Origin of the sequence: Rhodovulum sp. ES.010 (assembly GCF_900142935.1) — a bacterium.
In the GTDB taxonomy this organism is placed as follows: Bacteria; Pseudomonadota; Alphaproteobacteria; order Rhodobacterales; family Rhodobacteraceae; genus Rhodovulum.
In genome coordinates, this window is sequence record NZ_FSRS01000001.1 from 202411 (window position 1) to 226836 (window position 24426).

The window sequence follows — 24426 nt, forward strand, 5'->3', positions numbered from 1 at the left end:
ATGGGCGTCTTCACCATGCCCTCGCTCGGCGCCGACATGGAGGCCGGCACGCTTACCGAATGGCTGGTCGCACCTGGCGACACCGTGAAGCGGGGCGATATCGTCGCCGTGGTCGAGACCCAGAAGGGCGCCATCGAGATCGAGATCTTCGAAAGCGGCACGGTGGAGCGGTTGGAGGCCGAGATCGGCCAGAAGCTGCCCGTGGGTGCCCCGCTCGCGCTGATCCGCGGCGAAGGGGAACCGGCCGCCGAGCCGCCGCCAGCGCCCGCCCCGACCGCAGCAGAGCCGCAAGCGGCCCCGCCCGCCCCGGATGCGGCGACGGCGGCCTCGCCGGCCCGCCCCGCGACACCCGCGCCGTTGCCTCCCGCCGGTATCGCCGCCTCGCCGGCCGCCAGGGCGCTCGCCGCCGAACGCGGCATCGACCTTGCCGGCCTGACCGGAACCGGGCCGGGCGGGGCCATCGTCCTGGCCGATGTCGACGCCGCGGCGGCGCCGGACGCGGCGCAGGTTCCGGTGGAACCGGAAAGCGCCTCCGATCCCCGCGCCGAGATGCGCAAGGCGATCGCCGCGGCGATGGCCAAGTCCAAGCGCGAGATCCCGCATTACTACCTGTTCCATCGCATTGACCTCCAGGCCGCCACCGACTGGCTGGCCGAGACCAATGCCGCCCGCCCGCCGGAGCGCCGCCTGCTGATGGGCGCGCTGCTCGCCAAGGCGACGGCGCGTGCCGCCCATGGCGCGAAAGCCGTCAACGGGCATTACGGGCCCGAGGGTTTCCGCCCGGCCGACAGCGTGCATCTGGGCATGGCCGTCGTCCTGCGCGGCGGCGGGCTGATCGCGCCGGCGATCCGCGATGCGCAGACGCTCACCCTTGACGAGATGATGGCGGCGATGCGCGACGTGGTGGCCCGGGCGCGCGCCGGGCGGCTCCGGAGTTCCGAGCTGACCGACGGCACGCTGACGCTGTCGAGCCTGGGCGAGAAGGGCGTCGAGGCGATGGCCGGCATCATCTACCCGCCCCAGGTCGCGCTGGTCGGCTTCGGCACGCCCGCCGCCGCGCCGGCCGCCCGCGGCGGCCAGGTGGCGCTGCGCGAGACCGTCACCGCCTCGCTCGCCGCCGATCACCGCGCAAGCGACGGGCGCGTCGGCGCGAAGTTCCTCGCCGAGATCGACCAGCGCCTGCAACACCCGGAGGAGCTATGACCGAATACGAACTCCGCGCCGCCTACCTGGCCGCGCTCACCGATGTCGCGCCCGATCTGTCGGCTGACGAGATCGGCCCCGACGACCACCTGCAGGACGACCTCGAACTCGATTCGATGGACGTGCTGAACCTGGTGGCCGCGCTGCACAAGGCGACGGGCGTCGACATCCCCGAAGCCGACTATCCGCAGATCGCGACCCTGCGCCTCGCCGTCCCCTATCTCGCGGGGCGGCTCGCGGCCTGAGCCCGGGGCTGGACCCGCGTCCCGGTTTCGGCGAAAGCTTGGGCCATGCTGATTCAGGTCGTCCTCGGCACGGTCTTGATCATCCTCACGATCCTGATCGCAGCGGGTGGATTCTGGATCGCCGAGACGGTGATCACGCGAGCCAATCCCTGGCTCCTGCGCCGCTCCCACGCGCCGCGCCTCGTCATGGTGCTGATCGGCTCCGTGTTCGTGGTGCTGTCGGCGATGACGGCCTCCGTTTGGCTCTGGGCCTTCGCGTTCGTCCATCTTGGCGTGTTCGACACGCTGGAACCTGCAACGTATTTCTCCCTGGTGGCCTTTACCACGCTTGGCTTCGGGGACATCCTCCTGCCGGAGCAATGGCGTATCCTCGGCGGAATGACCGCGGCGAACGGCTTGCTGAACATCGGTCTCTATACCGCGCTCCTCGTCGAGTCGCTGCGCCGGGTCCGGTCAGAACAGGTGCGCGGCAGGGTGGACGAGCGCTGAGCGCATGCGTCCTGCAAGAATGCGGGACCTTGGCGCATAACGTCTGGCACTGCGCGCGGTCGAGCCGTGCCGCTTCCGGAGTGTGCCTTCCGTTATGTCATCTTTCCGGCGGCCCTTGCGGCCGCCGCGCGCCCCGACAGGTCCGCGCCACGCCCAAAGCCGGACAAGCGGGGCGCTGCCTCGCGCGGGACTGGGGCGGGAGCGCCTCCTATCCAAGCCGCACGACCGGCCCCCCGGCCGCCTCGGCATCGGCCGGGTCATGGGTGACGAGCAGAACCGGCAGTCCGCGCTCCGCAGCCCGGTCGAAGACCAGGCCCTGGATCTGGGCGCGCAGCGCGGCGTCGAGTCTCGAGAACGGTTCGTCGAGCAGCAGCGCCCGCGGTTCGCCAAGAAGCATCCGCATCAGCGCGACGCGCGCCTTCTGCCCGCCCGACAGAGTTGCCGGGTCGCGCCCGGCAAACCCGTCCAGCCCGATCTCGGCCAGTGTCGCCTCGACCCTGGCGCGCCGGGCGGCACGGCCGCGCAGGCTGCGGGGCAGGGCGAAGGCCAGGTTGCCGCCGACGCTGAGATGCGGGAACAGCAACTCTTCCTGGTAGAGAATGCCGATGTGCCGCGCCTCGGGCGGCAGCTTCGTGACGTCGCGCCCGTCCAGAAGGACCCGGCCGGAAAGTGTGAACCCTGGCGGCAGCGTGCCCATGATGCCCGCCAGCAGCGTCGACTTGCCGACCCCCGACGGGCCCATGACGCTGAGCACCTCTCCGGGCGCCACTGTCGCGTCCATCGCGACGAGCGCTTGGCCGTGGCGCGCGATGCGCAGCCCGTCCAGGACCAGCCCCCGTCTCATGTGGCGCGCATCTTTCGGCGGTTCGCCCAGGCGATCCGGGGTGCCGCCAGCGCCAGTGCGAAGCCGAGCACCACCACCCCGGTCTGGGCGAGGGCGGTCGCCCCGATCACCCGGCGGTCGCCCCCCGAGGCGAGCGCCACGGCCTCGGTCGTCAGTGTCTGCACCCGCCCGCCGCCGATCAGAAGCGTCGGAAGGTATTGCCCCACCGACACAGCGAACCCGACCGCCGCGGCGGTCAGGGTGGGGGCCAGAAGCATCGGCAGTCGCACCGTAGCAAAGACGCGCCAAGGCCCCGCCCCCAGCGCCGCGGCCACGGTTGCGTGGCGCGTGTCCCAGGCGCGCCAGGGGGCAGCGAGTGCGAGGAAGACATATGGAAGCACAAAGACCAGGTGACCGAAGATCACCGCGCCCATGCCCGTCTCGGCTCCTGCCATGAGCGCGAAGGTCTGCAGCCCGGGCAGGAACGCGACCTGCGGCACGAGAAGCGGGAGGTACAACAGCCAGAGGCTACGCCCTCCGGGCACGACGCCGAAGCGGTACTCGGCCTCCAGGCAGGCGAGCGTGAGGACCAGCGCCAGGGCCGTGGCTGCCGCCGCGATCAGGATCGTGTCGCGGGTGGGATCGACGAGTGCCGGGCCGTCCCGGGCCCACGTCGCGACGGAGACTGCGTCGGGAAGAGCGCCCGGAAAGGCCCAGAACCCGGCCACCGACCAGAGCGCGAGAACCCCCAACCCGGCGATCACCGCCAGCGCCGCGAGCGTGGCAAGCCCGAGGCCCAGCCCCCGTAGCGCGGCCTCGCCGTGGCGCCGCGCACCGGCCTCCGCCCAGCCCCGGCCGGCCCGCGCCGCAGCGATCTCTGCTATGTGCCAGAGCCCCAGAGCACCAAGCACCAGCGCCAGTTGCAGCACGGCCCCCGCCGCGGCCTGGAACCGGAGTGCAAGGTCCGGGTCGGCCATCCAGCGCACCACCTGCACCGCCAGCGGCGGCGGTGTGGCGGGGGCGAGGATGATCGCCACGTCCACCACCGACATCGAATACGCAAGGACCGCGTAGACCGGCAACCGAATCTGCGAATAGACCGCCGGAAACACCGCCTTCAGCCAGCCCGTCACCCGCCCGTAGCCAAGCGCGCGGGCGATGGTCACGCGGCGGGCCGGCTGCGCTTGCGGCAACGCGGCCAGCGTCATCAGAAGCAGGAAGGGCGTCTCCTTGGCGACGAGGCCGGCCACCATCGTCGCGCCCCAGGGGTCCTGCAGGATCAACAGATCCGGCGGGCGCTCCCAGCCCGTCGCCCAAGGTGACAGCGCCCGCGCGATCCAGCCCGACGGCGCGATCAGGAAGGCGAGCCCGAAGGCCGCCGCGGCATGCGGCACCGACAACAGCGGCGACAGCGCGCGCTCCAGCACCGCCATCGCCCGCGTTCCCTGCCAGCCCGCGACGAACAGGATCACTACAGCGAGCGAGAGAGCGGTGGCCCCAAGGCCGGTGCCCAGCGACAGTGCCACCGCGCCGGGCAGCCCCGGCCAGGCCGCGAGTGCCGCAAAGGGAGCGAGGCTCACCGAGGTCCCGCCCAGCGCGGGCAGGAGCCCGACCGCAGGCAAGACCGTTCCCAGCAGGCCCGCCACGATCGGACCTAGCATGGCGACAACCGTGATCAGCGGCGCGGCGCGCAACGGGCGCATCGGCTCACTCGGTCACGCCGAACCGTTCGGTCCAGTCCGCCTCGATCCGCGTCATCCAGGACGGGTGCGGCTCGGGGAGGGCCGGGCCCAGCGCGTCCGGCGGCAGCGTCGCGATGCCGAGGTTCAGCGCGTCGAACCGAGCCCGGTCCGCCGCGCTCAGCTTGTTCATCGCCAGCACCGTGCCATAGCCCAGAACGTCGGGGTCCTGCGCGCGCGCCTGCGCCTCCGGGGACAGCAGGAAGTTGGCCAGCACCATCGCGCCGGCCTTGGCCGTGGCGTTGTAGGGGATCGCCACGAAGCTGGCATTGCCGATCGTGCCGCCCTCCGGCACGTAGGTGCGCACCGTATCGGGCAATTGACCGTTGGCGATGGCCGTCGAGGCTTCGCCCGGCGAGAAGGAAATCGCAAGGTCGATCTCGCCGTCGGCCATCATCTGCAACTGGCGCGGGCCGCTTGGCGGATAGGCGCGTCCCTCCCGCCAAAGATGTGGCGTGAGCCCCTCCAGGAACGCCCAGAGCGGTGCGGTGACGTCGGTATAGTCCACTTCTCCCGCGGGCCGCTGCAACAGCGCCGGCTCCTCTGCCAGCCCGTAAAGCGCCTGTTTCAGAAAGGTGAGGCCCAGGAAATCCGGCGGTTGCGGATAGGTGAACCGGCCGGGATTGGCCTCGGCCCAGGCCAGCAGGGCGGGCATGGTCCGCGGCGGCGCGGGCAGCCGCGCCGTGTCGTGGTAGAAGACCACTTGCGCCATCGCCCATGGGCTCTCCAGGCCGTCGGTGGGTACCGTGAAGTCGTTGGTGACCGCGGGCTTTCCCTCGATATCGACATAGCGCCAGTTGGGCAGGTCTTCCGCCCAGGGGCCGAACAGAAGGGCGTTCTCCTTCAGCGCCGAGAAGTTGGGTCCGTTGACCCAGACCAGGTCGATGGCGCTGCCCGTGTCCTTGCCGGCGGTCTTCTCGGCTAGCACCCGGCTGACGGCGTCGGCGGTATCGGCCAGCTTCACATGCTCCACCCGGACGCCGAAGCGGTCTTCCACCACTTCGCCGGCCCAGCGGATGAACGCGTTGGTGGCCGTCGCCCCGCCCCAGGCGTTCCAGTAGACGGTCTGGCCCCGTGCCTCGGCCAGAACCGCGTCCCAGTCGGCGGGATCGGGGTCGGCGCGACCCGGCGTCGAAAGGACCACGGCGACCAGCGCGGCCAGTCCGAGAAGGCGATGCAGCATGACGGCTCTCCGGCAATGACTCCTACCGCCTTATGCCAAGACCGGGCGCCCGGACGAAATAGCGCGCGCACAAGAATCCGTGCACGCGGTCGTCTTCTTGGCAGAAATACTCCCGCCGGAGGCGCGCGCGGGCCTTGGCCCGCGCGCCCCGCCCAACGCCGGACAAGCGCGGCATCCGCCGCGCGCCGGCCGGGGGCGGGAGGGCTCGAAACGCGAAAGCCCCGCCGGGGCGGGGCCTTCATCCGTCATCTGTCCGTCAGGTCACGCCGCGAGCCGCGGCTGGGACTTTTTTTCCTCGACGAGCACCGCATGCAGGGCGCGAATCGCGTCGTCCATCTGGCTGCGGGGCACCACGAACTGCGCGTCGACATCGCGGGTCGTCTGCTGCACCGCGACAAGTTCGATATCGGCCGCCTCCAGCGCGGCCAGCCCGCGCGACAGCACCTTCAGGCCCGACAGCTCGCGCCCTATCGCTGCAACCACTGCGAGGTTGCGCGCCTTGAGGGTGGCGTTCGGGAACCGCTCTTCCAGGTCGCGTTCCACGCGCCGTACCGATTTCAGCGGCGCGTTGACATAGTGCGTGATCGTGTTGGCGTTCGAGGTCTTAGCAACGATCCACACCTTGTGGCGCGTCAACACATCGAGGATGCCGCTGTCATACCCCTTCACGCCGACCATGTCCTGCTCGAACAGTTCCAGCGCGTAGACGCCGAGCCCGGTCACCATCTCGACCCGCGGCTCTTCGGCCACGGCCTCGTCGATCAGGGTGCCCGGATCGTGCGGTTCGAAGGCGTTGGTCACGCGCAGCGGGATGCCGGCCTGGCGCAGCATCTTCGCGGCCTTGGGATGCACCGCCTCCATTCCCATGTTCGAGAGCTGGTCGGCCACGTCATAGTTGGTGTGGCCAAGCTTCACCACGTTTTCTTCCCCGACGATCTTGGGGTCGGCGGAGGAGAGGTGAAATTCCTTGTGGATTATGGCTTCGGCGGCACCGGTCAGCACCGCGATCTTGGAAAACGTGACCTCGGAATAGCCGCGGTCGAACTCCTGCATCAGGCCCTCGGCGCATTGCGCGTAGCCGGTGACGATGGGCATCTCGCGCGTCAGGTCGACGTCGCGCAGCCCCTCGACGATCCGGTCCTCGAGGCTGTGGTCGCCCTCGTCGCGCCAGCCCGACAGGTCGATGAAGCGCGCGTCGACCCCGCGGCGGCGCAGCAGTGTCGCGGTCACGAAGGCCGAATGCGCTTCGCCGAGGCCCGAGAGCAGTTCGCGGATCACCGTCATGTGGCTGGCCAGGCGGAAATGGCCGTAGGAGCAGAGCCGCTGCAGATCGATCAGGCAAGAGCGCGCGCCTTCGATCCGCTCGCGCACGAAATCGTCCGCGGCGGCGCGGTCGCCGGGGTGGTCGAGGATCGCCCCATGCGCCTCGCGCATCGCCTCGGCCACGCGGTTCAGCGCGTCCGACCATCCCTGGTCGTTGTCCGCGTTGCAAAACAGCGCATAGACGCCCGGTTCGTCGGTCTTCTTGTGTTCGAGCAGCAGGTTGGTGATGCCGGCGAAGGCCGACACGACGAAGATGCGGTTGTAGAGATCGGCCCCCTCGCGGTCGTCGATGAAGAGCGTGTCGCACAGCTCGTGGACACGGCTCATGGAGGTGCCGCCGATCTTCTCGACGGTATGTCTGGGATGGGTCACTGTATCTCGCGCCGCCCGGGTTGGCCCCGGGGGCGTCCTCGTTCTGGAATGGTCAGCCGGAAAGCTCGTCTGCCGAGGCGTAGGAGCCGTCTTCGCGGTGAACCTCGGTGCCTGTCACCGGCGGGTTGAAGCAGCACGCCATCACCAGGTCTTCGTCGGCGCGGATCGTGTGCTTGTCATGCTGGTCGAGCGCATACATCACGCCGGGCCGGATATTGAAGGTCTCGCCGCTGGCAAGATCGGTGATCTGACCGCGCCCCGAGATGCAGTAGACGCTCTCGAAGTGGTTCTTGTAGTGGAACGTGTGCTCGCTGCCGGCATAGAGCGTGGTGATGTGGAACGAAAACCCCATCCCGTCATCTGCCAGTAACATCCGCACGGAGGTCCACTGGGCGTCCGAGATCGCGCGGCTCGTGTCCTTGAGCTTGTGAAAGTCGCGTACAATCATTGGTTCACTCCGCCGCCACGTTAAAAGGGAGCAGCGTCTCCACAGACTGGTCGAGTATGTCGAGCCCGGCGCGGAACTCCTCCATCGGGATGGTCAGCGGCGCCAGAACCTTGACCACCTCGTCATGGGCGCCCGAGGTCTCGATGATCAGACCGCGGCGAAAGCATTCCGCGCAGATCCGGTCGGCCAGTTCGCCGCTGCCCACATCGACGCCGCGCATCATTCCGCGCCCCTTGATCCGGGCGCCTTCGATCCGGGCGGCGATGTTGTGCAGCCGTTCTTCGAGGACCTGCGACTTGAGCGCGATCTGGTTGCGCAGCGTGTCATCCGACCAGAATTTCTCCAGCGCGACCTTCGCGGTCACGAAGGCATGGGTGTTTCCGCGGAACGTGCCGTTGTGCTCGGCCGGTTTCCAGATGTCATGCTCGGGGCGCACAAGCGTGCAGGCAAAGGGCAGCCCGAAGCCCGACAGCGATTTCGCCAGCGTCACCATGTCCGGCTCGACGCCCATATGGTCGAAGCTGAAGAAGCTGCCGGTCCGGCCCATGCCAGCCTGGATGTCGTCCACGATGAGCAGCGCGCCGTGCTGTTTCGCCAGCCGGGCGATTCCCTGCACCCATTCGCAGGACGCGGCATTGAGCCCGCCTTCGCCCTGCACGAGTTCAACGATGAAGGCCGCGGGCGGCTCGATCCCGGACGAGGGGTTCGACAGCAGCGTGTCGGCCAGTTCCAGCGTGTCGACGTCGTCGCCCATGCTGTTCTCGTAGGGCAGGTGGGTCACGTCGGGCAGCGACACGCCGCCACCGCCCGCGCGCTTGCCGCGGTTGCCGGTCAGCGCCAGGGCCCCCAGCGTCATGCCGTGGAAGCCGTTGGTGAAGGCGACGACATTCTTGCGGCCCGTCACCTTGCGGGCGAGCTTGATCGCCGCCTCGACGGCGTTGGTGCCCGTCGGACCGGTCATCATCACACGGTGATCCATGCCGCGAGGCTTGAGGATCAGGTGCTCGAACGTCTCCAGGAACGCCGCCTTCTCCTCGGTATGCATGTCGAGCGCGTGCGCGATGCCGTCGCGCTGGATGTGGTCCAGCAGCGCCGCTTTCATGTCCGGGTCGTTATGCCCATAGTTCAGCGACGAGCATCCGGCAAGGAAGTCGATATAGGTGTTGCCGTCGGCATCCGTCAGCGTCGCACCCTGTGCCTTGGAAAAGCTCACGGGGAAGCTGCGGCAGTAGGAGCGCACCTCGGATTCGCGGCGGGAATAGATATTTGTTTCGGCTGTCTCGACAGTCGACATGGGGGATCCTTTTGATCTCTCTCTCGTGAAACGGGCGGGCTGCGTCGGTCGCGCGGCGCGTCACGCCGCCTTCTGCAGCGCCTCGGCAAGCCGGATGGTGACCATGTGCTCGGTCGCATGGCGGCCTTGGAAGTGATCGTCGCGGGTGTAGTGCGGTTCGTCGACCAGCGTCGCGCCCAGCCGGCGCGCGAACCCGCGGAAGAGGCCCCAAGAGGCCCGATTGTCGGGCGTGATAGTCGTCTGCAGGCGCATCACGCCATCACATGCCTCACGCTCCAGTAGTTCCAGGAGCATCTTGCGGCCAAGGCCCCGGCCCCGGGCCTTGTCGGACACGGCAACCTGCCAGACGAAGAGCGTGTCCGGGTCCGACGGCACGCGATAAGCCGAAATCCAGCCGACCACTTGCCCCTCAATCTCGGACAGGATGCAGGTGTCGCGAAAATGGTCGCACTGCAACAGGTTGCAATACATCGAGTTCTCGTCGAGCGGCTTACAATCGCGGATCAGTGACCACACTGCCGCGCCGTCCTCGTCGGTCGGTACGCGGAAAGAGATGGGGGCGTCCTTGGCAAGCGGCTTCGTGTCGATGCTCTCGGTCATCTGCTCCTGTCCTCCGTTCGTTCGCAGTGAGATATATGCTTAGCCACATGAAATTTCAACAGGCTAAGTTTTTTGGCGGGGACGCCTTGCAAACGCCGAAGTTTAAGGCAAAAAAATGTTAACAAGGCTGTTCGGAGCGGGTCTGGCGCGGTACGAATCGGCGAGTGCGGCGCTTAGGCCATCAAATCTTCGCCCTCTTGCGCAGCGGGGGCGATTGGTGGAAACGCAGCGCAGCTAGGGTGAAGGAGAGGCCGTGAAACGTTCGGATATCAGTCTGATCGCCCTGCGCCGCATCCTGCGCGCGACCGAGCTTTACGGGCGCGAACTAGCCAGGGCGGCGGGGCTGACGCCGGTGCAGATCCGGGTGCTGCAGATCGTGGCCGAAACGGGCATGAGCACGCCCAAGACCATCGCCGCGCGGATGGGCGTGGCGCAGGCCACGATGACGACGCTTATCGACCGGCTGGTCGCCAAGGGGCTCGTCGAGCGCCGGAGGTCCGAAACCGACCGGCGCCAGATGAACATCTTCATCACGCCCGCGGGCCGCGAAGTGATCGAGCGCGCGCCCGACCCGCTGCACGACCGCTATGTCGAGGCCTTCGATCGTCTGCCGGACTGGGAGCAGGCGATGCTTGTTGCCGCGCTGGAGCGCGTCGCGGCACTGCTGCACGCCGGTCACCTCGATGCGGCCCCGGTTCTGGACCTCGGCGACATCCGGAAGAACCCGCCCGCGAGTTGACGCCCGACCGTGGCTCGGCATTAACCGAGGGCGGTCCGATAATGCGCTATCCCTTGCAGGGGTCCGGGCGCGGCACTAAGACTCGCCAAGTCCCAAGGGCAGTCCCATCGCCCGAACTTCATGAGGCAGGCACATGACCGATCCGATCGAGCACTACATGAACAACCTCGTGCCCATGGTGGTCGAGCAGACCTCGCGCGGCGAGCGGGCCTACGACATCTTCTCGCGCCTTCTGAAAGAGCGGATCATCTTCATCACCGGGCCGGTGCATGACGGCATGTCGAGCCTGATCGTGGCCCAGCTGCTGCACCTGGAGGCCGAGAACCCGTCCAAGGACATCTCGATGTACATCAACAGCCCCGGAGGCGTGGTGACCTCGGGGCTGTCGATCTACGACACGATGCAGTACATCAAGCCCAAGGTCTCGACGCTCGTGGTCGGGCAGGCGGCCTCGATGGGCTCGTTGCTGCTTGCCGCGGGCGCGCCGGGCATGCGCTTCTCGCTGCCGAATTCGCGGATCATGGTCCACCAGCCCTCGGGCGGCTACCAGGGGCAGGCGACCGACATCATGATTCACGCGCAGGAAACGCAGAAGCTTAAAGACCGCCTTAACCAGATCTACGTCAAGCATACTGGCCAAGACCTGCAGACGGTGGTTGACGCGCTGGAGCGCGATAACTTCATGGATGCCGAGGCCGCCAAGGAGTGGGGCCTAATCGACGAGATCGTCGAAAGCCGCGCGGCGGTGGACGGCGCCTAGGACCGGGGCGCCTCCTCACGCGGAACGGCGTCGGGGAATTTGGCGTTGTGCCTTGAAGGGGACTGGCCTACGCTGGCCCCCGGGCATGGGGCATCCGGGCACGCGGCTCGGAAGGGCAGAGAACGGACGACCGCAGAGGACGGAAATGGCGACGACTTCAGGCAGCGACTCCAAGAACACGCTCTATTGCTCGTTCTGCGGCAAGAGCCAGCACGAAGTGCGCAAGTTGATCGCCGGGCCGACGGTGTTCATCTGCGACGAATGCGTTGAACTCTGCATGGATATCATCCGGGAGGAGACCAAGTCCTCCGGGCTGAAATCCTCCGACGGCGTCCCCTCGCCGAAGGATATCTGTGAGGTGCTGGACGATTACGTGATCGGCCAGGCCCATGCCAAGCGCGTGCTCTCGGTGGCGGTGCACAACCACTACAAGCGGCTAAACCACGCCGGGAAGTCCGAGATCGAGTTGGCGAAGTCGAACATCCTGCTGATCGGCCCCACAGGCTGTGGCAAGACGCTGCTGGCCCAGACCTTGGCCCGTATCCTCGACGTGCCCTTCACCATGGCCGACGCCACGACGCTGACCGAGGCGGGCTATGTGGGCGAGGATGTCGAGAACATCATCCTCAAGCTCCTGCAGGCGTCGGAATACAATGTCGAGCGCGCGCAGCGCGGCATTGTCTATATCGACGAGGTCGACAAGATCACGCGCAAGTCCGACAACCCCTCTATCACCCGCGACGTGTCGGGTGAGGGCGTGCAGCAGGCGCTGTTGAAAATCATGGAGGGCACCGTCGCCTCGGTACCGCCCCAAGGCGGGCGCAAGCACCCGCAGCAGGAATTCCTGCAGGTGGATACCACGAACATCCTGTTCATCTGCGGTGGCGCCTTCGCCGGGCTGGAGAAGATCATCGCCCAGCGCGGCAAGGGCTCGGCGATCGGCTTCGGCGCCGATGTCAAGGCTGACGATACCCGCGGCGTGGGCGAGATGTTCCGCGAACTGGAGCCCGAGGACCTTCTGAAGTTCGGGCTGATCCCCGAGTTCGTCGGCCGCCTCCCCGTGATCGCGACGTTGCAAGACCTTGATGAGGACGCGTTGGTTTCCATCCTGACCGAGCCCAAGAACGCGTTGGTCAAGCAGTACCAGCGACTGTTCGACCTCGAGGATGTCAAGCTCACCTTCACCGACGATGCGCTCATGGCGATCGCGAAGCGTGCCATTGCCCGGAAGACCGGGGCGCGGGGGCTGCGCTCGATCATGGAAGACATCCTGCTGGATACCATGTTCGACCTGCCGGGAATGGAAGGCGTCGAGGAGGTCGTGGTCAACGAAGAGGCGGTGTCGGTCGACGCGGCGCCTCTCATGATCTATGCCGACCAGAAGAAGGAAGGCGCGACGGCGGGCTGAGCCCAAGCCATGCCGCCCTGTGCGTCCCGAAAACGGTCATCACACGATGACCGCCACCTTTCTCCTCCAGATTCAACTCGCTCGGCGCCTAGGGGGCGCCGGGCTCTTTCACCCCGAGTGGACCGCGTCGACCGTGAGGCCCGCCGTCTCTGGGCTACCGGGTGTGCGTGGTCCGTGGTCGCGTGCGGGCCCCTCTCGATGTCAGGGCCGACACAGGCGGCCAGCAGTTCTATCACGCAGCCCATGCGATTGGGGGGCGGCGCTTGCGCGCTCCGGACGCCGGTGAGGGCGCCTCGAACGTGACGGTCGGCGACCACAAGTGACGGTTCCTCGGCGCGGCAACTCGCTGCTTGACGACTTAGGTCTAAGGTGTCCTGCAAGGGGCGGAGACGGCTGCCGGACGACAGCTTGTCACCCGTCCGCGATCGGATCGTTTGAACTCGTGCCCCATTTCGGCGGGACGAGTAATCCTACGATCCGTGTTCATCCCTCATTCGGGGCGATGCACGCCGATGCATGGCCCCGTCTGCGCATCTTGCCCTCAGAAGTCCTGCCAGTCGGCCTGTCCTTGCGCGGCGCGTTTCTGGGCGGGAAAGCTCAGACCGGCCTTCTCCGGCGCGGCGTCGGCGGCGCTGTTCTGGACGAGACGCAGCGGCGCCATCGCGCCCGGGGACTGCGCCGCCTGGGTCTTCAGCCGGAATCGTGCGACGAGGCCCTGGAGGGTTTCGGCCTCGTGGCGGAGGGTGGCCGAGGCGGCGGTGGCCTCTTCGACCATGGCGGCGTTCTGCTGGGTGACCTGGTCGAGCTGGGTGACGCCCACGTTGATCTCGCCCAGGCCCACCGACTGCTCCTGGGCGCCGGTCGCGATCTCGGAGACGAGGTCGGCGATGTTGCCCACGCGCCCGACGATGTCCGACAGCGCCTCGCCCGCGCGGTTGACCAGCGCGACGCCGGATTCCACCTGACCCGAACTCGCCGAGATCAGCTCCTTGATCTCGCGCGCCGCTTCCGACGAGCGCTGCGCCAGCGCGCGCACCTCCGAGGCGACCACGGCGAAGCCGCGGCCCGCCTCGCCCGCCCGCGCCGCCTCGACGCCCGCGTTGAGCGCCAGGAGGTTGGTCTGGAACGCGATGTCGTCGATCACGCCGATGATCTGGCTGATCTCGTCGGAGGAGCGCTTGATCTCGCCCATCGCGTCGACGGCGTCGGAGACGACGCGGCCCGAGGCCTCGGCATCGCCGCGGGCGGACCGCACGACGCCCTCGACCTCGGCCGCGCCCTCGGCCGCCGAGCGCACCGAGCCGGTGAGTTCGTCCAGCGCGGCGGCGGTTTCCTCCAGCGTCGCGGCCTGGGTCTCGGTCCGGTGCGAGAGATCGTCCGACGCCCCGGCAATCTCCTCCGCCCGGCCGCGGATCTCGGTCGCGTTCTCCACGACCGCGGCCAGCATCTCGTTCAGCGTCGACATCGTCGCGTTGAAATCGTGACGCAGCTGTTCGTACTCGGCGGCGAAGGCCGTCTCGATCGGCTGGGTCAGGTCGCCCGCAGCGAGCGCCGTGAGGCCCTTGCCCAGACGTTGCACCGCGTCGGCCTGGTCCGCCCGCGCGCGTTCCAGGGCGGCATCGGCGGCCTGGGCGTGTTGCAGCCGGTCGCGCAACGCGTCGAGGCTTCGCGCGATGACCCCGACCTCGTCGTGGCTCTCGGTCATCGGAATGGCCGCGTCGTAGTCGCCCCGCGAGACCTGGGTCATGGCGTCGCTCACGGCGTGGAGCGGCAGGCCGATCATCCGGCGCAGAAGGAAGGTGGCGAGACCGAGAAGAGCGAGGAAGGCGAGACCGGTCAGGGCCATAGCGGGCGCTGCCTTGATAAGCATCTCGGCGTAAAGGCCCGCTGGCGTCCAGACCGCGCCGACCGCGCCGGTGACCTGCCCGTCGCGGTAAATCACCGGAATGGCGAGGATCATGTCGTGGTGGTTGACCGCGATCTCGCCGGTGTCGCGCGCGTCTTGGGCAAGCCGGGCCATCTCGGCGCGCGTCGCGGCGTCCGTGGCTCCGATATCGGCGAGCTGCGTGCCGGAGGCATCCCAGGCCCCAATCGCGACGAAGTGTTCAGCGGCCTTATCGGCATGGTTCTCGAGTTCGAGCATCACAGAGTCGACCTTGCCGAACTTGATGTGGCCGCCGATGCTTCCTGCCGTGGCGTCGGTATTCGCGATCATGAGATCGACCAGGTGCTGATGCACGATCCCGTAGGCGCTGCGTTGCGCCGAAAAGAGCACCATCGCGGCCACGGCGATGGTGGTGAGCGCGACCAAGGCCGCGGCCTTGGCGAAGATGGAGGTCTGCAGGCCGCTGCGGCCGCTTGATGCCCTGGTCGCTGTCATTTTACTGCTCCTGTCGCGGTCGGTTCAGAGGAAGGCGTCACCGTCGACCGCGACGGTCATGGCGCCGATCGGGGCGCCGCTGGCCGGGTCGGTGATCGTGAACGAGATCTGCGCCTGGTAGGTCTGGGTCGACTCGTCGAACTCGATGTCGCCGAAATGCACGCCGTCGGGGCCGACCGCGTAGGTCATCGAGTGCTTTTCCTCGTCACCCTGCCAGTAATCGGAGGTCACGGCCGAGGTGGCGACGTTCAGGCCACGCGCGTCCATCAGGATGATCTCGGTCACCTGGCCGCCCATCGCGTCCATCTGGCCGCGCAGGAAGTCGGCGACCGGGCCGGTGATCACCGGGTCGATCAGCGAGGTATCGGCGCTGCCGACCTGGGCGCGCCAGGTCGTGTCGAGCTCGTCGATGCGGGCCTGGTCGTAGCCGGCGGTTTCGGCGTTCTGGGCGGTGACGGCCTTGACGATCACGGGATCGGCGGCCCAGCTGCGCACGTTGGCGTCAAGGAAGTCCGACATCTGGGTGTCGAAGTCGCCAGCCGCTGCCGGCGTGGCCAGCAGGGCGACGAGCGGGGTCAGGGTCCGGAAGGTACGGATCATGGTGGTCCTTTCGCTGCAGTCGGTGCCGGTTGGGTGACACCTGACCTAAGGCGTAGGCCGAATCGCCCTACCGAATCCTTAACTGCGCCGAAGACCGCATTCCGTCGCATGGCGAGGAGGAGCCCGTGGCGCCTATCGCGTCAGAGCCGTTCCGGCCCAGACCAGTCCGATGAGCACCGGCTGGTGAACGAGGTACAGCGCGAGGCTGTGCCGTCCCGGCCATGCGAGCGTGCGCGACAGTCGGTTGGGCCGGTCGACCGGGCGGAGCCGGGCCCAGAGGCCGGCCGCGGAGCCCAGACGCGCCAGCGCCAGTCCCGCGAGGAAGGGGGCGAGCCAGGGGAAAACCGGTTCGAAATCGACGCTGGGCCGAGGCGTCGCGGTCAGCCCCGTCCAGTCGAGCCAGGGCCGGTCGGGGCCGAGCGGGCGGGGCAGGGCGATCACGGCGGCGGCCGCGATGAGCGTTAGAAACGCGGGCAGGCGCAGGAAGGCGAGGCCGATGACGCAGGACACCGCGATGGCGTGCAGGATGCCGAAATAGACGAACCGTTCGGGAAAGACCGCGAAGGTACCGAGCGTTACCAGCCCCGCCGCGCCGCCCACCATCGCCAGCCGCCGGGCGAAGGCGCGCCAGCGCAGGCGCCGTCCGTGGGCCAGATGCAGGCTGACGCCGGCGAGGAACAGGAAGCTGCCCGCGACGAGGATGGAAAAGGTGCGCCAACCGCCCGAGACGACCGTGCCCGGCGCCAGGTGGCCGAACATTTCGAGGTCATAGGCGAAGTGAAACACGCCCATGCCGAGGAGCGCCGCCGCGCGGGCGTGATCGATGGCCGGGATGCGCCCGATCAATCTGGCTGGAACCCGGCGATAAGCCGGCGCAGCCCCAACAGCGCGCCGGCACAGATCGCGGCCAGCGTCACCGGCGCGGAATAGGCCAGGGTCGAGAAGGCGGTCGCTCCCTGGCCGACCGAACAGCCCAGCGCGACCACGCCGCCGATGCCCATCAGCGCCGCCCCCACGACCTGGCGTCCGAGTTCCCGCGGGTCCTCACAGGCCTCCCAGCGGAAGCTGCCCTTGCGCCAGGACCCGATCCAGGCGCCCGCGAGCACCCCCAGCACCGAGCCGACCGAGAAGGACAGACCGCCGGCGGACGAGGTCATCAGCCACATCAGCGTGCGGCCCAGCGGCGCGGTGAAGGTGTGCCCCTCGACATCGACGGCGCCGAAACTGGCGTGGTTCAGCCAGGTCATCCCCCAGAGCGCGCCCGAGATCGCGAGTCCCACGGCGACACCCCAGCCAATCCGGCGGGGCTCGTCCCGCAGCGGGGGGTGCGACAGGCCCCAGGCGAGGAACCCCGCCGCGATGGCCAGCGCCACGATGAGGGTGGGAATGCCCAGGTAGGCCTCGGTCAGGTGCGGAAAGCTCTGCATGCCCGAGGCGGGCAATTGCGGAAAGGCCCAGTCGCGCAAGGGCGCGAGCGGTCCCGAGAGCGTCACGAAGCCGAAGATCGAAATGACGACGACCACCACCAGCGAGCGCAGATCGCCGCCGCCAAAGCGCGACAGCGCGCCAAAGCCGCAATTCCCCGCCAGCGCCATGCCATAGCCGAAGACCGCGCCGCCGAGCACGCTGGCCAGCGGGTTCCAGGCGATCGCGTGATAGGGGGTCTTGCCGAGATCGATCCGGCCCATTGCGGCCAGCAGGTAGGTGGATGCGATCCCGGTGCCGAGGATCACCCCCCACATGCGCAGCCGGCGCTGGTCGGCGCCGTAGACTGCGCTCTCGATGGCGCCGAGGGTGCAGAACTCGCCAAGCCGCGCGGCAAGGCCCAGCACGCCCCCGGTCACGAAGCCGATCAGCGCCGCCCAGGCGCCCACGGAAATGAACTCCATCGGTCCTCCCCGGCCCGGCCCGCGATCCGCGCGGCCCGGTGCTTTATTTCGCGTCGTGTCCGCCTGCCATTTGCGGCGGCGGATTCTGTGCATTGCAGAACAGGTCGTGCATCAGCTCCAGCATACGGCGCGCCCGCTCGTCCGCCAGAGAATAGTAGATCGCCTTGCCCTCGCGCCGATAGTTGACCAGCCCCTCGAGCCGGAGCCGTGCAAGCTGCTGGCTGACCGCGGCCTGGCGCGAGGACAGCAGCGTCTCGAGCTCTGTGACCGACTTTTCGCCCGTCGAGAGATGGCACAGGATCATCAGCCGCCCCTCGTGGGACAGCGCCTTGAGAAAGCTCGAGGCCGTCTCGGCATGTTCCATCATATCGTCGGCTTCGATCCCGCCCGCTTCGGGGCGTGCGGGGCCGGTGCCGTCGGTATGGGTCGAGTCCGCTACCATCCGATGCGCAGGGTGTCAGAACCCCATCTGCTCCTCGATCGCGGCGATGCCCTCGCGGGCGCACTCGTCGTCGAGATCGGGCCCGGGCGCGCCGGAGACGCCGATCGCGCCGACGATCGAGCCGGCATGTTCGATTGTCACACCGCCGCCCAGCGCCAGCGCCTGGTCCAGGTCGCGGATCCCGGCGAACATCGTGTCGGGCGCGGTCAGCTCGCCCAGATCCATCGTCGCGGTGCGAAAGCTCGCCGCGGTCCACGCCTTGCGCCGGGCGGTCTCCTCGACATGGGCGCCGGCATAGCGGTCTCGCACGAAGGCCTGCATCGTGCCGAAGCGGTCGGTAACCGCCACGCCGACCTGGTAACCCTCGGACCGGCAGTACTCCATCGCGGCCACGGCGGCCTGAAGCGCCACCTCGGGCTTCAACGCCTTGAACTCCACGAACGCATCCTGGGCCGCCGCGCCGCCCGCGGGCAGCGTCAAGACCGCCACGAAAGCCAGTGTCCTCATCATCCCTCGGCTCCTCCCTTCGTCTTGTTTCCATTCTCCGCCCATTCGGGCTGTTCCCTCAGAAGTGCCTCGATCAGCCCCCAGAAGAAATCCTCCCCCGGATAGCCCTCCAGCCGCGCAATCTCTACCCCGTCGCGCAACAGCACGAAGGTCGGCGTGAAGTGCGGCTTGCTGTCGAGGACGATGTCCTCGGGGATCGGTTTCATCAGGTCGACGCGGCGTAGCGGCGCGACCTCTCCAGCCTTCGTCTTGGGGTAGATCGGCCCGATCTCGTTGTGCCACATGGTGCAGTAGGCACATCCGATTTCCTCGAACATCGCGAGAACGAGTTCCGCCCGCGCCACACCGGCGGAGGCCGTTGCGAGAAGCCCCGCTGAAAGCAATGCGGCAAATACTCGTTTCATTCGAGGCATTCCCGTTACATAGAAAAATCGTAATTTGTTTTCGCATCCACGGCAAGGGAGGGCCTAGATGCTGGAAATTTCCTATGGCGGCGCCGCCATTGCGGGCATCCTGTCGTTTCTCTCGCCCTGCATCCTGCCCATCGTGCCCTTCTACCTCTGCTACATGGCCGGCATCTCGATGACCGAGCTGCGCGGCGAGGACCACATTCCCGCCGGCGCAGTGCGCAGGCTTGTGATTTCCGCGGTATTCTTCGCACTGGGGGTGACCTCGATCTTCGTGTTGCTTGGCATGGGGGCGACGGCGCTGGGCCAGGGCTTCCGTGTCTGGAAGGACGAGCTGTCCTATGTCGCGGCCGCGATCCTGTTCCTGTTCGGGCTGCACTTCCTCGGCATCCTGCGAATCCCCTTCCTCTACCGCGAGGCGCGAATCGAATCCAAGGCCGAGCCCACGACGATTCTCGGCGCCTACCTTATGGGGCTGGCCTTCGGCTTCGGCTGGACGCCCTGCGTCGGGCCGGCGCTCGCGGCGATCCTGATGGTGGCCAGCGGAATGGGCGACGTCACCAAGGGGGGGCTGCTGCTTCTGGTCTACGGGTTGGCCATGACTTTCCCCTTCGTGATCGCGGCCGCCTTCGCAAAGCCGTTCCTGGCCTGGATGCAGCGTAACCGGAAATACCTGGGCCATGTGGAGAAGGCGATGGGCGCGATGCTGATCCTGTTCGCGGTTCTGATCGCCACCAACTCCATCGCCTACATCGCGCAGTTCATGATCGACAACGTGCCTTGGTTCTCGAGAATCGGCTAGGCTTTGAAACCAAAGGGAGGACGGAAATGAGACGGACCATGCTTCTTGCGGCCGGTTTCGTGGCGCTGGCGGCCCCGGTTCTGGCCGGCCCGCCGCTGGGCGATGACGGGCTGCACAAGCCCGACTGGCTGCGCGACACCTTCAAGGACGTGGGCGAGGACATTGCCGAGGCAAATGCCGAGGGCAAGCGCATGCTCATCCTCTGGGAGCAGCGGGGCTGCATCTACTGCACCAAGATGCATGAGGAAGTGTTTCCAACCCCCGAGATCGGGGCGCTGATCGAGGAGAACTACTTCGTCGTGCAGATGAATCTTTTCGGCGATGTGGAGGTGACCGATCTCGACGGCACCGCCCTGCCCGAAAAGGAGATGGCGCGCCGCTGGGGCGTGTTCTTCACGCCGACGATGATGTTCATGCCGGAAGAGGCGCCCGAGGGCGGCACCGCGGCGGAGGCGGCCGTCGCGACGATGCCCGGCGCCTTCGAAAAAGGCACGACGACCGCGCTCTTCGAATGGGTTCTGAAGAAGGGCTACGAGGGCGACGAGCACTTCCAGAAATACGTCGCGCGGAAGCTCGCCGAAGAGAGTAACTGATATCGGAAATACATAATTAAGTGACCTAAGCTGCGGATAACGTGGAATCATTCTCGTATGCAAGAAACTGTATTCGTTGTTGCATGCGATGGCACACCTCCGCTACAGTTCACATCAGGGAGAAGACACGGGAGGATTCTTGACGATGAAGAAGGTTGCACTTTGCGCCCTCTGCCTGGCCGCGGGCCTGACGATGGCCCAAGCGGCCGAGGTGGCCCCCGGAGAGGTGGAGCGTGACGAATACGGGTTCGTGCCCAAGCCGCTGACCGAGACGCCGGGCGATCCGGCGGAGGGGCGCAAGGTCGTCGGCGGCAAGAGCCTCGGCAACTGTGTCTCGTGCCACGCGATCGGCGAGATGGCGCGGGACGTGCCGTTCCACGGCGAGGTCGGACCCGAACTCGACGGCGTGGCCGGTCGCTACCCCGAAGCGATGATCCGCGGCATCGTGACGAACTCCAAGAACGTGTTCGAGGGCACGGTGATGCCAGCCTACTACAAGGTCGATGGCTTTGTCCGGCCGGGCGAAGGCTTCTCCGGCAAGCCGGTCGAGGGTGAGGTCGAGCCGCTTCTGACCGCCCAGCAGGTCGAGGACGTGGTCGCCTACCTGATGACTCTGAAGGACTGAGCGCCCCCCGCGCGGGGCTGATCTCGAAAGGAGAGAGACATGGAATTCACCAGACGAGGAGCGATCGCGATCAGCGCGGGCTTCGCCGCGATGATGATGCTGCCGCCGCGCGCCGCAAAGGCCGCCCCGGATGATCGCATCGCCGAGTTCACCGGCGGCGCGTCGGTGGGCGAGGGGGGCATTACGCTGACCACGCCCGAGATCGCCGAGAACGGCAACACCGTCCCGATCGAGGTCGATGCCCCCGGCGCCGAGCAGATCCTGGTGCTGGCCTCGGGCAACCCGACGCCGGACGTGGTCACCTTCAAGTTCGGTCCGCTCGCCGGTGCTCAGCGCGCCTCGACCCGGATCCGGCTGGCCGGCACCCAGGACGTGGTCGCCATCGCCAAGATGGGCGACGGCAGCTTCGTGCAGGCGTCGAATACCGTGAAAGTCACCATCGGCGGCTGCGGCGGCTGAGCGAACAGGAGGACAAGGACATGGCAGAAGGTGTCAAGCCCCGCGTGAAGGCCCCGAAATCGGCGGCGGCGGGCGAATCCGTGGTCATCAAGACCTTGATCAGCCACAAGATGGAAAGCGGCCAGCGCAAGGACAGCGATGGCAACACCATCCCGCGTTCGATCATCAACCGCTTCACCGTCGACTTCAACGGCCAGAACGTGATCGACGTGGCGATGGCGCCCGCGATCTCGACCAACCCGTATTTCGAGTTCGAGGCGATCATCCCGGAAGCCGGTGACATGAAGTTCACCTGGTACGACGACGACGGCTCGATCTACGAGGAGAGCAAGTCGATCGCCATCGGCTGATCCGGTTCAGACGTTTCGAGGGAGGGAAGCGCATGACAACGAGAACGCCGATCAAGGCGATGACCGCGGCGGCCGCGGCGCTGGCATTGACTGCCGGGGCCGCCGCCGCCGACCCGAATGCCGACCTGGTGGTGAACGGGGACATCCGCATGGTCACGCGGACCGACGCGCCCGAGCACATGGAGTATATCGATGAGATCCGCTCGGGCTGGACGTTCCGCACCAAGGAAACCCAGGCCCTGCAGGCCGACGACTTCGACAACCCGGGGATGATCTTCGTGGACGAGGCGCGCGAGGTCTGGGACACCGCCGAGGGCAGTGAGGGCAAGTCCTGTGCGGACTGCCACGCCACGCCCGGCGAAAGCATGACGGGCGTGCGCGCGGTCTATCCGAAATGGGTGGAAAGCGCCGGCGAGGTCCGGACCATAGAGATGATGGTGAACGACTGCCGCGAAAACCGGATGGGTGCCGAGCCCTGGAAATACGATGGCGGCGACATGCGCAACATGACCGCCCTGATCGCCTCGGTATCGCGCGGGATGCCGGTGAGTGTTGCCATCGACGGCCCGGCCCAGGAAACCTGGGAGAAGGGCAAGGAGATATACTATACCCGGTTCGGCCAACTCGAACTCTCCTGCGCGTCCTGTCACGAGGAGAACTACGACAACTACATCCGGGCCGACCATCTGAGCCAGGGACACATCAACGGCTTTCCGACCTACCGGCTCAAGAACGCCCGGCTGAACTCGGTCCATGGACGGTTCAAGGGCTGTATCCGCGATACCCGGGCGCACACGTTCAACCCTGGCTCGCCGGAGTTCGTGGCGCTGGAGCTTTACGTCGCCTCGCGCGGCAACGGCCTGTCGGTCGAAGGACCATCGGTCCGCAACTGACCTGAAGCACCCCGCGCCGGGGCGACCGGGCGCGGGGTTTCTTCGCTTTTAAATATTCAGTTTCTCGCATGTGAGACACGATCCAGAAGGGGCGCTGACACGATGATTTCGCGGAGAGATTTCCTGCAAGCGGCGGTGGCGGCCTCGGCGGTCTATGGCGCCTCTGGCGTCGGCAACTGGGCCAGGCTCGCCGCGCAGCAGGCGCTGAGTCAGGACCAGCTTCTGGAATTCGACAGCTTCGGCAACGTGACCCTGATCCATGTCACCGATATCCACGCCCAGCTCAAGCCGGTCTGGTTCCGCGAGCCGGAGATCAATCTCGGCGTGGGCGCCGTCACCGGCAAGCCGCCGCATGTGTCCGGCGAGGACTTCCTCAAGATGTTCGACATCCAGCCGGGCACGCCGCACGCCTATGCGCTGACCTATCTCGACTTCGTGTCGCTGGCGCGCGAATACGGACGCATGGGCGGGCTCGACCGCGTGGCGACCGTCATCAACGCGATCCGCGCCGACCGCCCCGAGGCGCTGCTGCTGGACGGCGGCGACACCTGGCACGGCTCCTACACCTCGCTCAAGACCGCCGGGCAGGACATGGTCAACGCGATGAACTCGCTGAAGCCCGACGCGATGACCAGCCACTGGGAGTTCACCTTCGGCATCGACCGCGTGAACGAGATCGTCGAGACGCTGCCCTTCCCCTTCCTCGGAGCCAACATCTTCGACGCCACCTGGGACGAGCCCGCCTACGAGCCCTACAAGATGTTCGAGCGCGGCGGCGCACAGATCGCGGTGATCGGCCAGGCCTTCCCCTACCTGCCCATCGCCAACCCGTCCTGGATGTTCCCCGACCTCAGCTTTGGCGTGCGCGAGGAGCGGATGGCCGAGGTGGTACAGGAGGTGCGCGACGCCGGCGCCGACCTGGTGGTGGTGCTGAGCCACAACGGCTTCGACGTCGACCGCAAGATGGCCGGCCAGGTGCCCGGCATCGACGTGATACTGACCGGCCACACCCATGACGCGCTGCCCGAGCCGGTGCTGGTGGGCGACACGCTGCTGATCGCGAGCGGGTCCAATGGCAAGTTCGTCACCCGGCTCGATCTCGACGTGCAGAACGGCCAGCTTCTGGGCTTCCGCCACAAGCTGATCCCGATCTTCTCGGACGTAATCGACCCCGACCCCGACATGGCGGCCCTGGTCGAGCGGGAGCGGGCCCCCTACGCGGCGGAGATGGAAGAGGTGCTGGGCACCACCGACAGTCTGCTCTACCGCCGCGGCAACTTCAACGGCACCTGGGACGACCTGATCTGCAACGCGCTGATCGAGGAGCGCGAGGCCGATATCGCGCTATCGCCCGGCTTCCGCTGGGGGCCCAGCCTCATTCCGGGGGCTCCGATCACCCGCGAGGATCTCTTCAACGCCACCTCGATGAGCTATCCCAACGCCTATCGCTCCGAGATGACCGGCGAAATGCTGCACATCATCCTCGAGGATGTCGCGGACAACCTGTTCAACCCCGACCCCTATTACCAGCAGGGCGGCGACATGGTGCGCGTCGGCGGCATGGGCTACCACATCGACGTGACCAAGCCGCAAGGCGAACGCATCACCAACATGACGCTCCTGAAGACGGGCGAGCTGATCGACCCGGCCAAGGCCTATGTCGTCTCGGGCTGGGCCAGCGTCAACGAGGGCACCGAGGGGCCGCCGATCTGGGACGTGGTCGAGGCGTATATCAAGCGCAAGGGCACCGTCAGCATCGATCCGAACAAGTCGGTCAAGGTGACGGGCGCCTGAGCCCCCCGGAGGAGAGCATGAGCGATATTTCCAGACGAGACGAGGAGGAGGGTGCAAGG

The 24426-nt window shown here is 67.3% G+C and carries 27 protein-coding genes; 13 read left to right on the forward strand and 14 right to left on the reverse strand.

Translation table 11 applies throughout. The annotated features are described in order from the left end of the window. Genes BUR28_RS01025 through BUR28_RS01035 form a run of 3 tightly spaced genes read left to right on the forward strand, consistent with a single transcriptional unit; the run spans position 1 to position 1937 of the window. Entirely contained in the window at positions 1 to 1203 is a 1203-nt protein-coding gene (locus BUR28_RS01025) for a dihydrolipoamide acetyltransferase family protein (RefSeq protein ID WP_074218416.1), read from the forward strand. Next, on the forward strand, positions 1200 to 1448 hold the full coding sequence (locus BUR28_RS01030) for an acyl carrier protein (protein WP_074218417.1): 249 nt from the start codon (positions 1200 to 1202) through the stop codon (positions 1446 to 1448). Before BUR28_RS01025 ends, BUR28_RS01030 begins: the two co-directional genes overlap by 4 nt. A 45-nt stretch (positions 1449 to 1493) precedes the next feature. Further along, positions 1494 to 1937: an ion channel gene (locus BUR28_RS01035; RefSeq protein WP_074218418.1), complete on the forward strand. Its 444-nt coding sequence runs from the start codon at positions 1494 to 1496 to the stop codon at positions 1935 to 1937. A gap of 208 nt (positions 1938 to 2145) precedes the next feature. On the opposite strand, the gene BUR28_RS01040 is transcribed toward BUR28_RS01035, so the two are convergent. The 7 genes from BUR28_RS01040 to ectA all read right to left on the reverse strand — a co-directional run bounded on the left by BUR28_RS01040 (position 2146) and on the right by ectA (position 9719). After that, the gene (locus tag BUR28_RS01040; RefSeq protein ID WP_074218419.1) at positions 2146 to 2781 is read right to left on the reverse strand and encodes an ATP-binding cassette domain-containing protein; all 636 of its coding nucleotides are present in this window, start codon (positions 2779 to 2781) and stop codon (positions 2146 to 2148) included. Next, the gene (locus tag BUR28_RS01045) at positions 2778 to 4463 is read right to left on the reverse strand and encodes an ABC transporter permease (protein WP_074218420.1); all 1686 of its coding nucleotides are present in this window, start codon (positions 4461 to 4463) and stop codon (positions 2778 to 2780) included. Before BUR28_RS01045 ends, BUR28_RS01040 begins: the two co-directional genes overlap by 4 nt. Positions 4464 to 4467: 4 nt before the next feature. Then, the gene (locus BUR28_RS01050; protein ID WP_074218421.1) at positions 4468 to 5682 is read right to left on the reverse strand and encodes an ABC transporter substrate-binding protein; all 1215 of its coding nucleotides are present in this window, start codon (positions 5680 to 5682) and stop codon (positions 4468 to 4470) included. 261 nt (positions 5683 to 5943) lie between these two features. Beyond that, complete coding sequence (locus BUR28_RS01055) at positions 5944 to 7377, reverse strand: aspartate kinase (protein WP_074218422.1); 1434 nt, start codon at positions 7375 to 7377, stop codon at positions 5944 to 5946. A 52-nt stretch (positions 7378 to 7429) separates the two neighbouring features. Continuing rightward, complete coding sequence (locus tag BUR28_RS01060) at positions 7430 to 7825, reverse strand: ectoine synthase (RefSeq protein WP_074218423.1); 396 nt, start codon at positions 7823 to 7825, stop codon at positions 7430 to 7432. Between the two features lie 4 nt (positions 7826 to 7829). Continuing rightward, entirely contained in the window at positions 7830 to 9119 is a 1290-nt protein-coding gene (ectB, locus tag BUR28_RS01065) for a diaminobutyrate--2-oxoglutarate transaminase (RefSeq protein WP_074218424.1), read from the reverse strand. Between the two features lie 60 nt (positions 9120 to 9179). Continuing rightward, positions 9180 to 9719 carry a diaminobutyrate acetyltransferase gene (gene ectA / locus BUR28_RS01070; protein WP_074218425.1) on the reverse strand — a complete coding sequence of 180 codons (540 nt, stop codon included), beginning with the start codon at positions 9717 to 9719 and terminating at the stop codon, positions 9180 to 9182. A 253-nt stretch (positions 9720 to 9972) separates the two neighbouring features. Here ectA and BUR28_RS01075 point away from each other — a divergent pair, with 253 nt between their 5' ends. The 3 genes from BUR28_RS01075 (at position 9973) to clpX (ending at position 12626) form a co-directional block, all read left to right on the forward strand. After that, the gene (locus BUR28_RS01075) at positions 9973 to 10458 is read left to right on the forward strand and encodes a MarR family winged helix-turn-helix transcriptional regulator (protein ID WP_074218426.1); all 486 of its coding nucleotides are present in this window, start codon (positions 9973 to 9975) and stop codon (positions 10456 to 10458) included. A 133-nt stretch (positions 10459 to 10591) separates the two neighbouring features. Continuing rightward, complete coding sequence (locus BUR28_RS01080) at positions 10592 to 11218, forward strand: ATP-dependent Clp protease proteolytic subunit (RefSeq protein ID WP_074218427.1); 627 nt, start codon at positions 10592 to 10594, stop codon at positions 11216 to 11218. Positions 11219 to 11363: 145 nt separating this feature from the next. Then, complete coding sequence (clpX, locus tag BUR28_RS01085) at positions 11364 to 12626, forward strand: ATP-dependent Clp protease ATP-binding subunit ClpX (RefSeq protein WP_074218428.1); 1263 nt, start codon at positions 11364 to 11366, stop codon at positions 12624 to 12626. Positions 12627 to 13167: 541 nt separating this feature from the next. On the opposite strand, the gene BUR28_RS01090 is transcribed toward clpX, so the two are convergent. From BUR28_RS01090 to BUR28_RS01120, 7 genes are all read right to left on the reverse strand, one after another. After that, positions 13168 to 15006: a methyl-accepting chemotaxis protein gene (locus BUR28_RS01090; protein WP_074218429.1), complete on the reverse strand. Its 1839-nt coding sequence runs from the start codon at positions 15004 to 15006 to the stop codon at positions 13168 to 13170. A 24-nt stretch (positions 15007 to 15030) separates the two neighbouring features. Next, positions 15031 to 15606 (reverse strand): hypothetical protein, encoded by a 576-nt coding sequence (locus tag BUR28_RS01095; protein WP_074218430.1) that lies wholly within the window; start codon positions 15604 to 15606, stop codon positions 15031 to 15033. 132 nt (positions 15607 to 15738) lie between these two features. Further along, on the reverse strand, positions 15739 to 16452 hold the full coding sequence (locus tag BUR28_RS01100) for a heparan-alpha-glucosaminide N-acetyltransferase (RefSeq protein WP_254813669.1): 714 nt from the start codon (positions 16450 to 16452) through the stop codon (positions 15739 to 15741). Continuing rightward, complete coding sequence (locus tag BUR28_RS01105) at positions 16449 to 17495, reverse strand: YeeE/YedE family protein (protein WP_074218432.1); 1047 nt, start codon at positions 17493 to 17495, stop codon at positions 16449 to 16451. The genes BUR28_RS01100 and BUR28_RS01105 overlap by 4 nt, the downstream gene beginning before the upstream one ends. A 43-nt stretch (positions 17496 to 17538) precedes the next feature. Then, on the reverse strand, positions 17539 to 17862 hold the full coding sequence (locus BUR28_RS01110; RefSeq protein ID WP_074221462.1) for an ArsR/SmtB family transcription factor: 324 nt from the start codon (positions 17860 to 17862) through the stop codon (positions 17539 to 17541). Between the two features lie 90 nt (positions 17863 to 17952). Further along, positions 17953 to 18447, reverse strand: coding sequence for a GlcG/HbpS family heme-binding protein (locus BUR28_RS01115; RefSeq protein WP_074218433.1), 495 nt, complete (start codon positions 18445 to 18447; stop codon positions 17953 to 17955). After that, on the reverse strand, positions 18444 to 18848 hold the full coding sequence (locus BUR28_RS01120) for a hypothetical protein (protein WP_074218434.1): 405 nt from the start codon (positions 18846 to 18848) through the stop codon (positions 18444 to 18446). Before BUR28_RS01120 ends, BUR28_RS01115 begins: the two co-directional genes overlap by 4 nt. A 67-nt stretch (positions 18849 to 18915) precedes the next feature. Between BUR28_RS01120 and BUR28_RS01125 the strand changes: the two genes are divergently transcribed. The 7 genes from BUR28_RS01125 to soxB all read left to right on the forward strand — a co-directional run bounded on the left by BUR28_RS01125 (position 18916) and on the right by soxB (position 24367). Further along, a complete protein-coding gene (locus tag BUR28_RS01125; RefSeq protein ID WP_074218435.1) occupies positions 18916 to 19653 on the forward strand; it encodes a cytochrome c biogenesis CcdA family protein in 738 nt (245 codons plus the stop codon). 26 nt (positions 19654 to 19679) lie between these two features. Beyond that, positions 19680 to 20246, forward strand: a complete 567-nt coding sequence (locus tag BUR28_RS01130; protein WP_074218436.1) for a thioredoxin family protein — start codon at positions 19680 to 19682, stop codon at positions 20244 to 20246. A gap of 145 nt (positions 20247 to 20391) precedes the next feature. Further along, positions 20392 to 20871 carry a sulfur oxidation c-type cytochrome SoxX gene (gene soxX, locus BUR28_RS01135; protein WP_074218437.1) on the forward strand — a complete coding sequence of 160 codons (480 nt, stop codon included), beginning with the start codon at positions 20392 to 20394 and terminating at the stop codon, positions 20869 to 20871. A gap of 39 nt (positions 20872 to 20910) precedes the next feature. Beyond that, positions 20911 to 21330 carry a thiosulfate oxidation carrier protein SoxY gene (gene soxY / locus BUR28_RS01140; RefSeq protein ID WP_074218438.1) on the forward strand — a complete coding sequence of 140 codons (420 nt, stop codon included), beginning with the start codon at positions 20911 to 20913 and terminating at the stop codon, positions 21328 to 21330. 20 nt (positions 21331 to 21350) lie between these two features. Beyond that, a complete protein-coding gene (soxZ, locus tag BUR28_RS01145) occupies positions 21351 to 21680 on the forward strand; it encodes a thiosulfate oxidation carrier complex protein SoxZ (protein ID WP_074218439.1) in 330 nt (109 codons plus the stop codon). Positions 21681 to 21712: 32 nt separating this feature from the next. Continuing rightward, complete coding sequence (gene soxA, locus BUR28_RS01150; protein WP_074218440.1) at positions 21713 to 22573, forward strand: sulfur oxidation c-type cytochrome SoxA; 861 nt, start codon at positions 21713 to 21715, stop codon at positions 22571 to 22573. A 102-nt stretch (positions 22574 to 22675) separates the two neighbouring features. Continuing rightward, entirely contained in the window at positions 22676 to 24367 is a 1692-nt protein-coding gene (gene soxB / locus BUR28_RS01155; protein ID WP_074218441.1) for a thiosulfohydrolase SoxB, read from the forward strand. Positions 24368 to 24426: the final 59 nt, after the last annotated feature.

Coding starts and splice junctions, on each gene's coding strand:
- BUR28_RS01025 (WP_074218416.1), top strand. CDS start 1: ATGGGCGTCTTCACCATGCCCTCGCTCGGCGCCGACATGGAGGCCGGC.
- BUR28_RS01030 (WP_074218417.1), top strand. CDS start 1,200: ATGACCGAATACGAACTCCGCGCCGCCTACCTGGCCGCGCTCACCGAT.
- BUR28_RS01035 (WP_074218418.1), top strand. CDS start 1,494: ATGCTGATTCAGGTCGTCCTCGGCACGGTCTTGATCATCCTCACGATC.
- BUR28_RS01040 (WP_074218419.1), bottom strand. CDS start 2,781: ATGAGACGGGGGCTGGTCCTGGACGGGCTGCGCATCGCGCGCCACGGC.
- BUR28_RS01045 (WP_074218420.1), bottom strand. CDS start 4,463: ATGCGCCCGTTGCGCGCCGCGCCGCTGATCACGGTTGTCGCCATGCTA.
- BUR28_RS01050 (WP_074218421.1), bottom strand. CDS start 5,682: ATGCTGCATCGCCTTCTCGGACTGGCCGCGCTGGTCGCCGTGGTCCTT.
- BUR28_RS01060 (WP_074218423.1), bottom strand. CDS start 7,825: ATGATTGTACGCGACTTTCACAAGCTCAAGGACACGAGCCGCGCGATC.
- ectB (WP_074218424.1), bottom strand. CDS start 9,119: ATGTCGACTGTCGAGACAGCCGAAACAAATATCTATTCCCGCCGCGAA.
- ectA (WP_074218425.1), bottom strand. CDS start 9,719: ATGACCGAGAGCATCGACACGAAGCCGCTTGCCAAGGACGCCCCCATC.
- BUR28_RS01080 (WP_074218427.1), top strand. CDS start 10,592: ATGACCGATCCGATCGAGCACTACATGAACAACCTCGTGCCCATGGTG.
- clpX (WP_074218428.1), top strand. CDS start 11,364: ATGGCGACGACTTCAGGCAGCGACTCCAAGAACACGCTCTATTGCTCG.
- BUR28_RS01090 (WP_074218429.1), bottom strand. CDS start 15,006: ATGACAGCGACCAGGGCATCAAGCGGCCGCAGCGGCCTGCAGACCTCC.
- BUR28_RS01095 (WP_074218430.1), bottom strand. CDS start 15,606: ATGATCCGTACCTTCCGGACCCTGACCCCGCTCGTCGCCCTGCTGGCC.
- BUR28_RS01105 (WP_074218432.1), bottom strand. CDS start 17,495: ATGGAGTTCATTTCCGTGGGCGCCTGGGCGGCGCTGATCGGCTTCGTG.
- BUR28_RS01110 (WP_074221462.1), bottom strand. CDS start 17,862: ATGATGGAACATGCCGAGACGGCCTCGAGCTTTCTCAAGGCGCTGTCC.
- BUR28_RS01115 (WP_074218433.1), bottom strand. CDS start 18,447: ATGATGAGGACACTGGCTTTCGTGGCGGTCTTGACGCTGCCCGCGGGC.
- BUR28_RS01120 (WP_074218434.1), bottom strand. CDS start 18,848: ATGAAACGAGTATTTGCCGCATTGCTTTCAGCGGGGCTTCTCGCAACG.
- BUR28_RS01125 (WP_074218435.1), top strand. CDS start 18,916: ATGCTGGAAATTTCCTATGGCGGCGCCGCCATTGCGGGCATCCTGTCG.
- BUR28_RS01130 (WP_074218436.1), top strand. CDS start 19,680: ATGAGACGGACCATGCTTCTTGCGGCCGGTTTCGTGGCGCTGGCGGCC.
- soxX (WP_074218437.1), top strand. CDS start 20,392: ATGAAGAAGGTTGCACTTTGCGCCCTCTGCCTGGCCGCGGGCCTGACG.
- soxY (WP_074218438.1), top strand. CDS start 20,911: ATGGAATTCACCAGACGAGGAGCGATCGCGATCAGCGCGGGCTTCGCC.
- soxZ (WP_074218439.1), top strand. CDS start 21,351: ATGGCAGAAGGTGTCAAGCCCCGCGTGAAGGCCCCGAAATCGGCGGCG.
- soxA (WP_074218440.1), top strand. CDS start 21,713: ATGACAACGAGAACGCCGATCAAGGCGATGACCGCGGCGGCCGCGGCG.
- soxB (WP_074218441.1), top strand. CDS start 22,676: ATGATTTCGCGGAGAGATTTCCTGCAAGCGGCGGTGGCGGCCTCGGCG.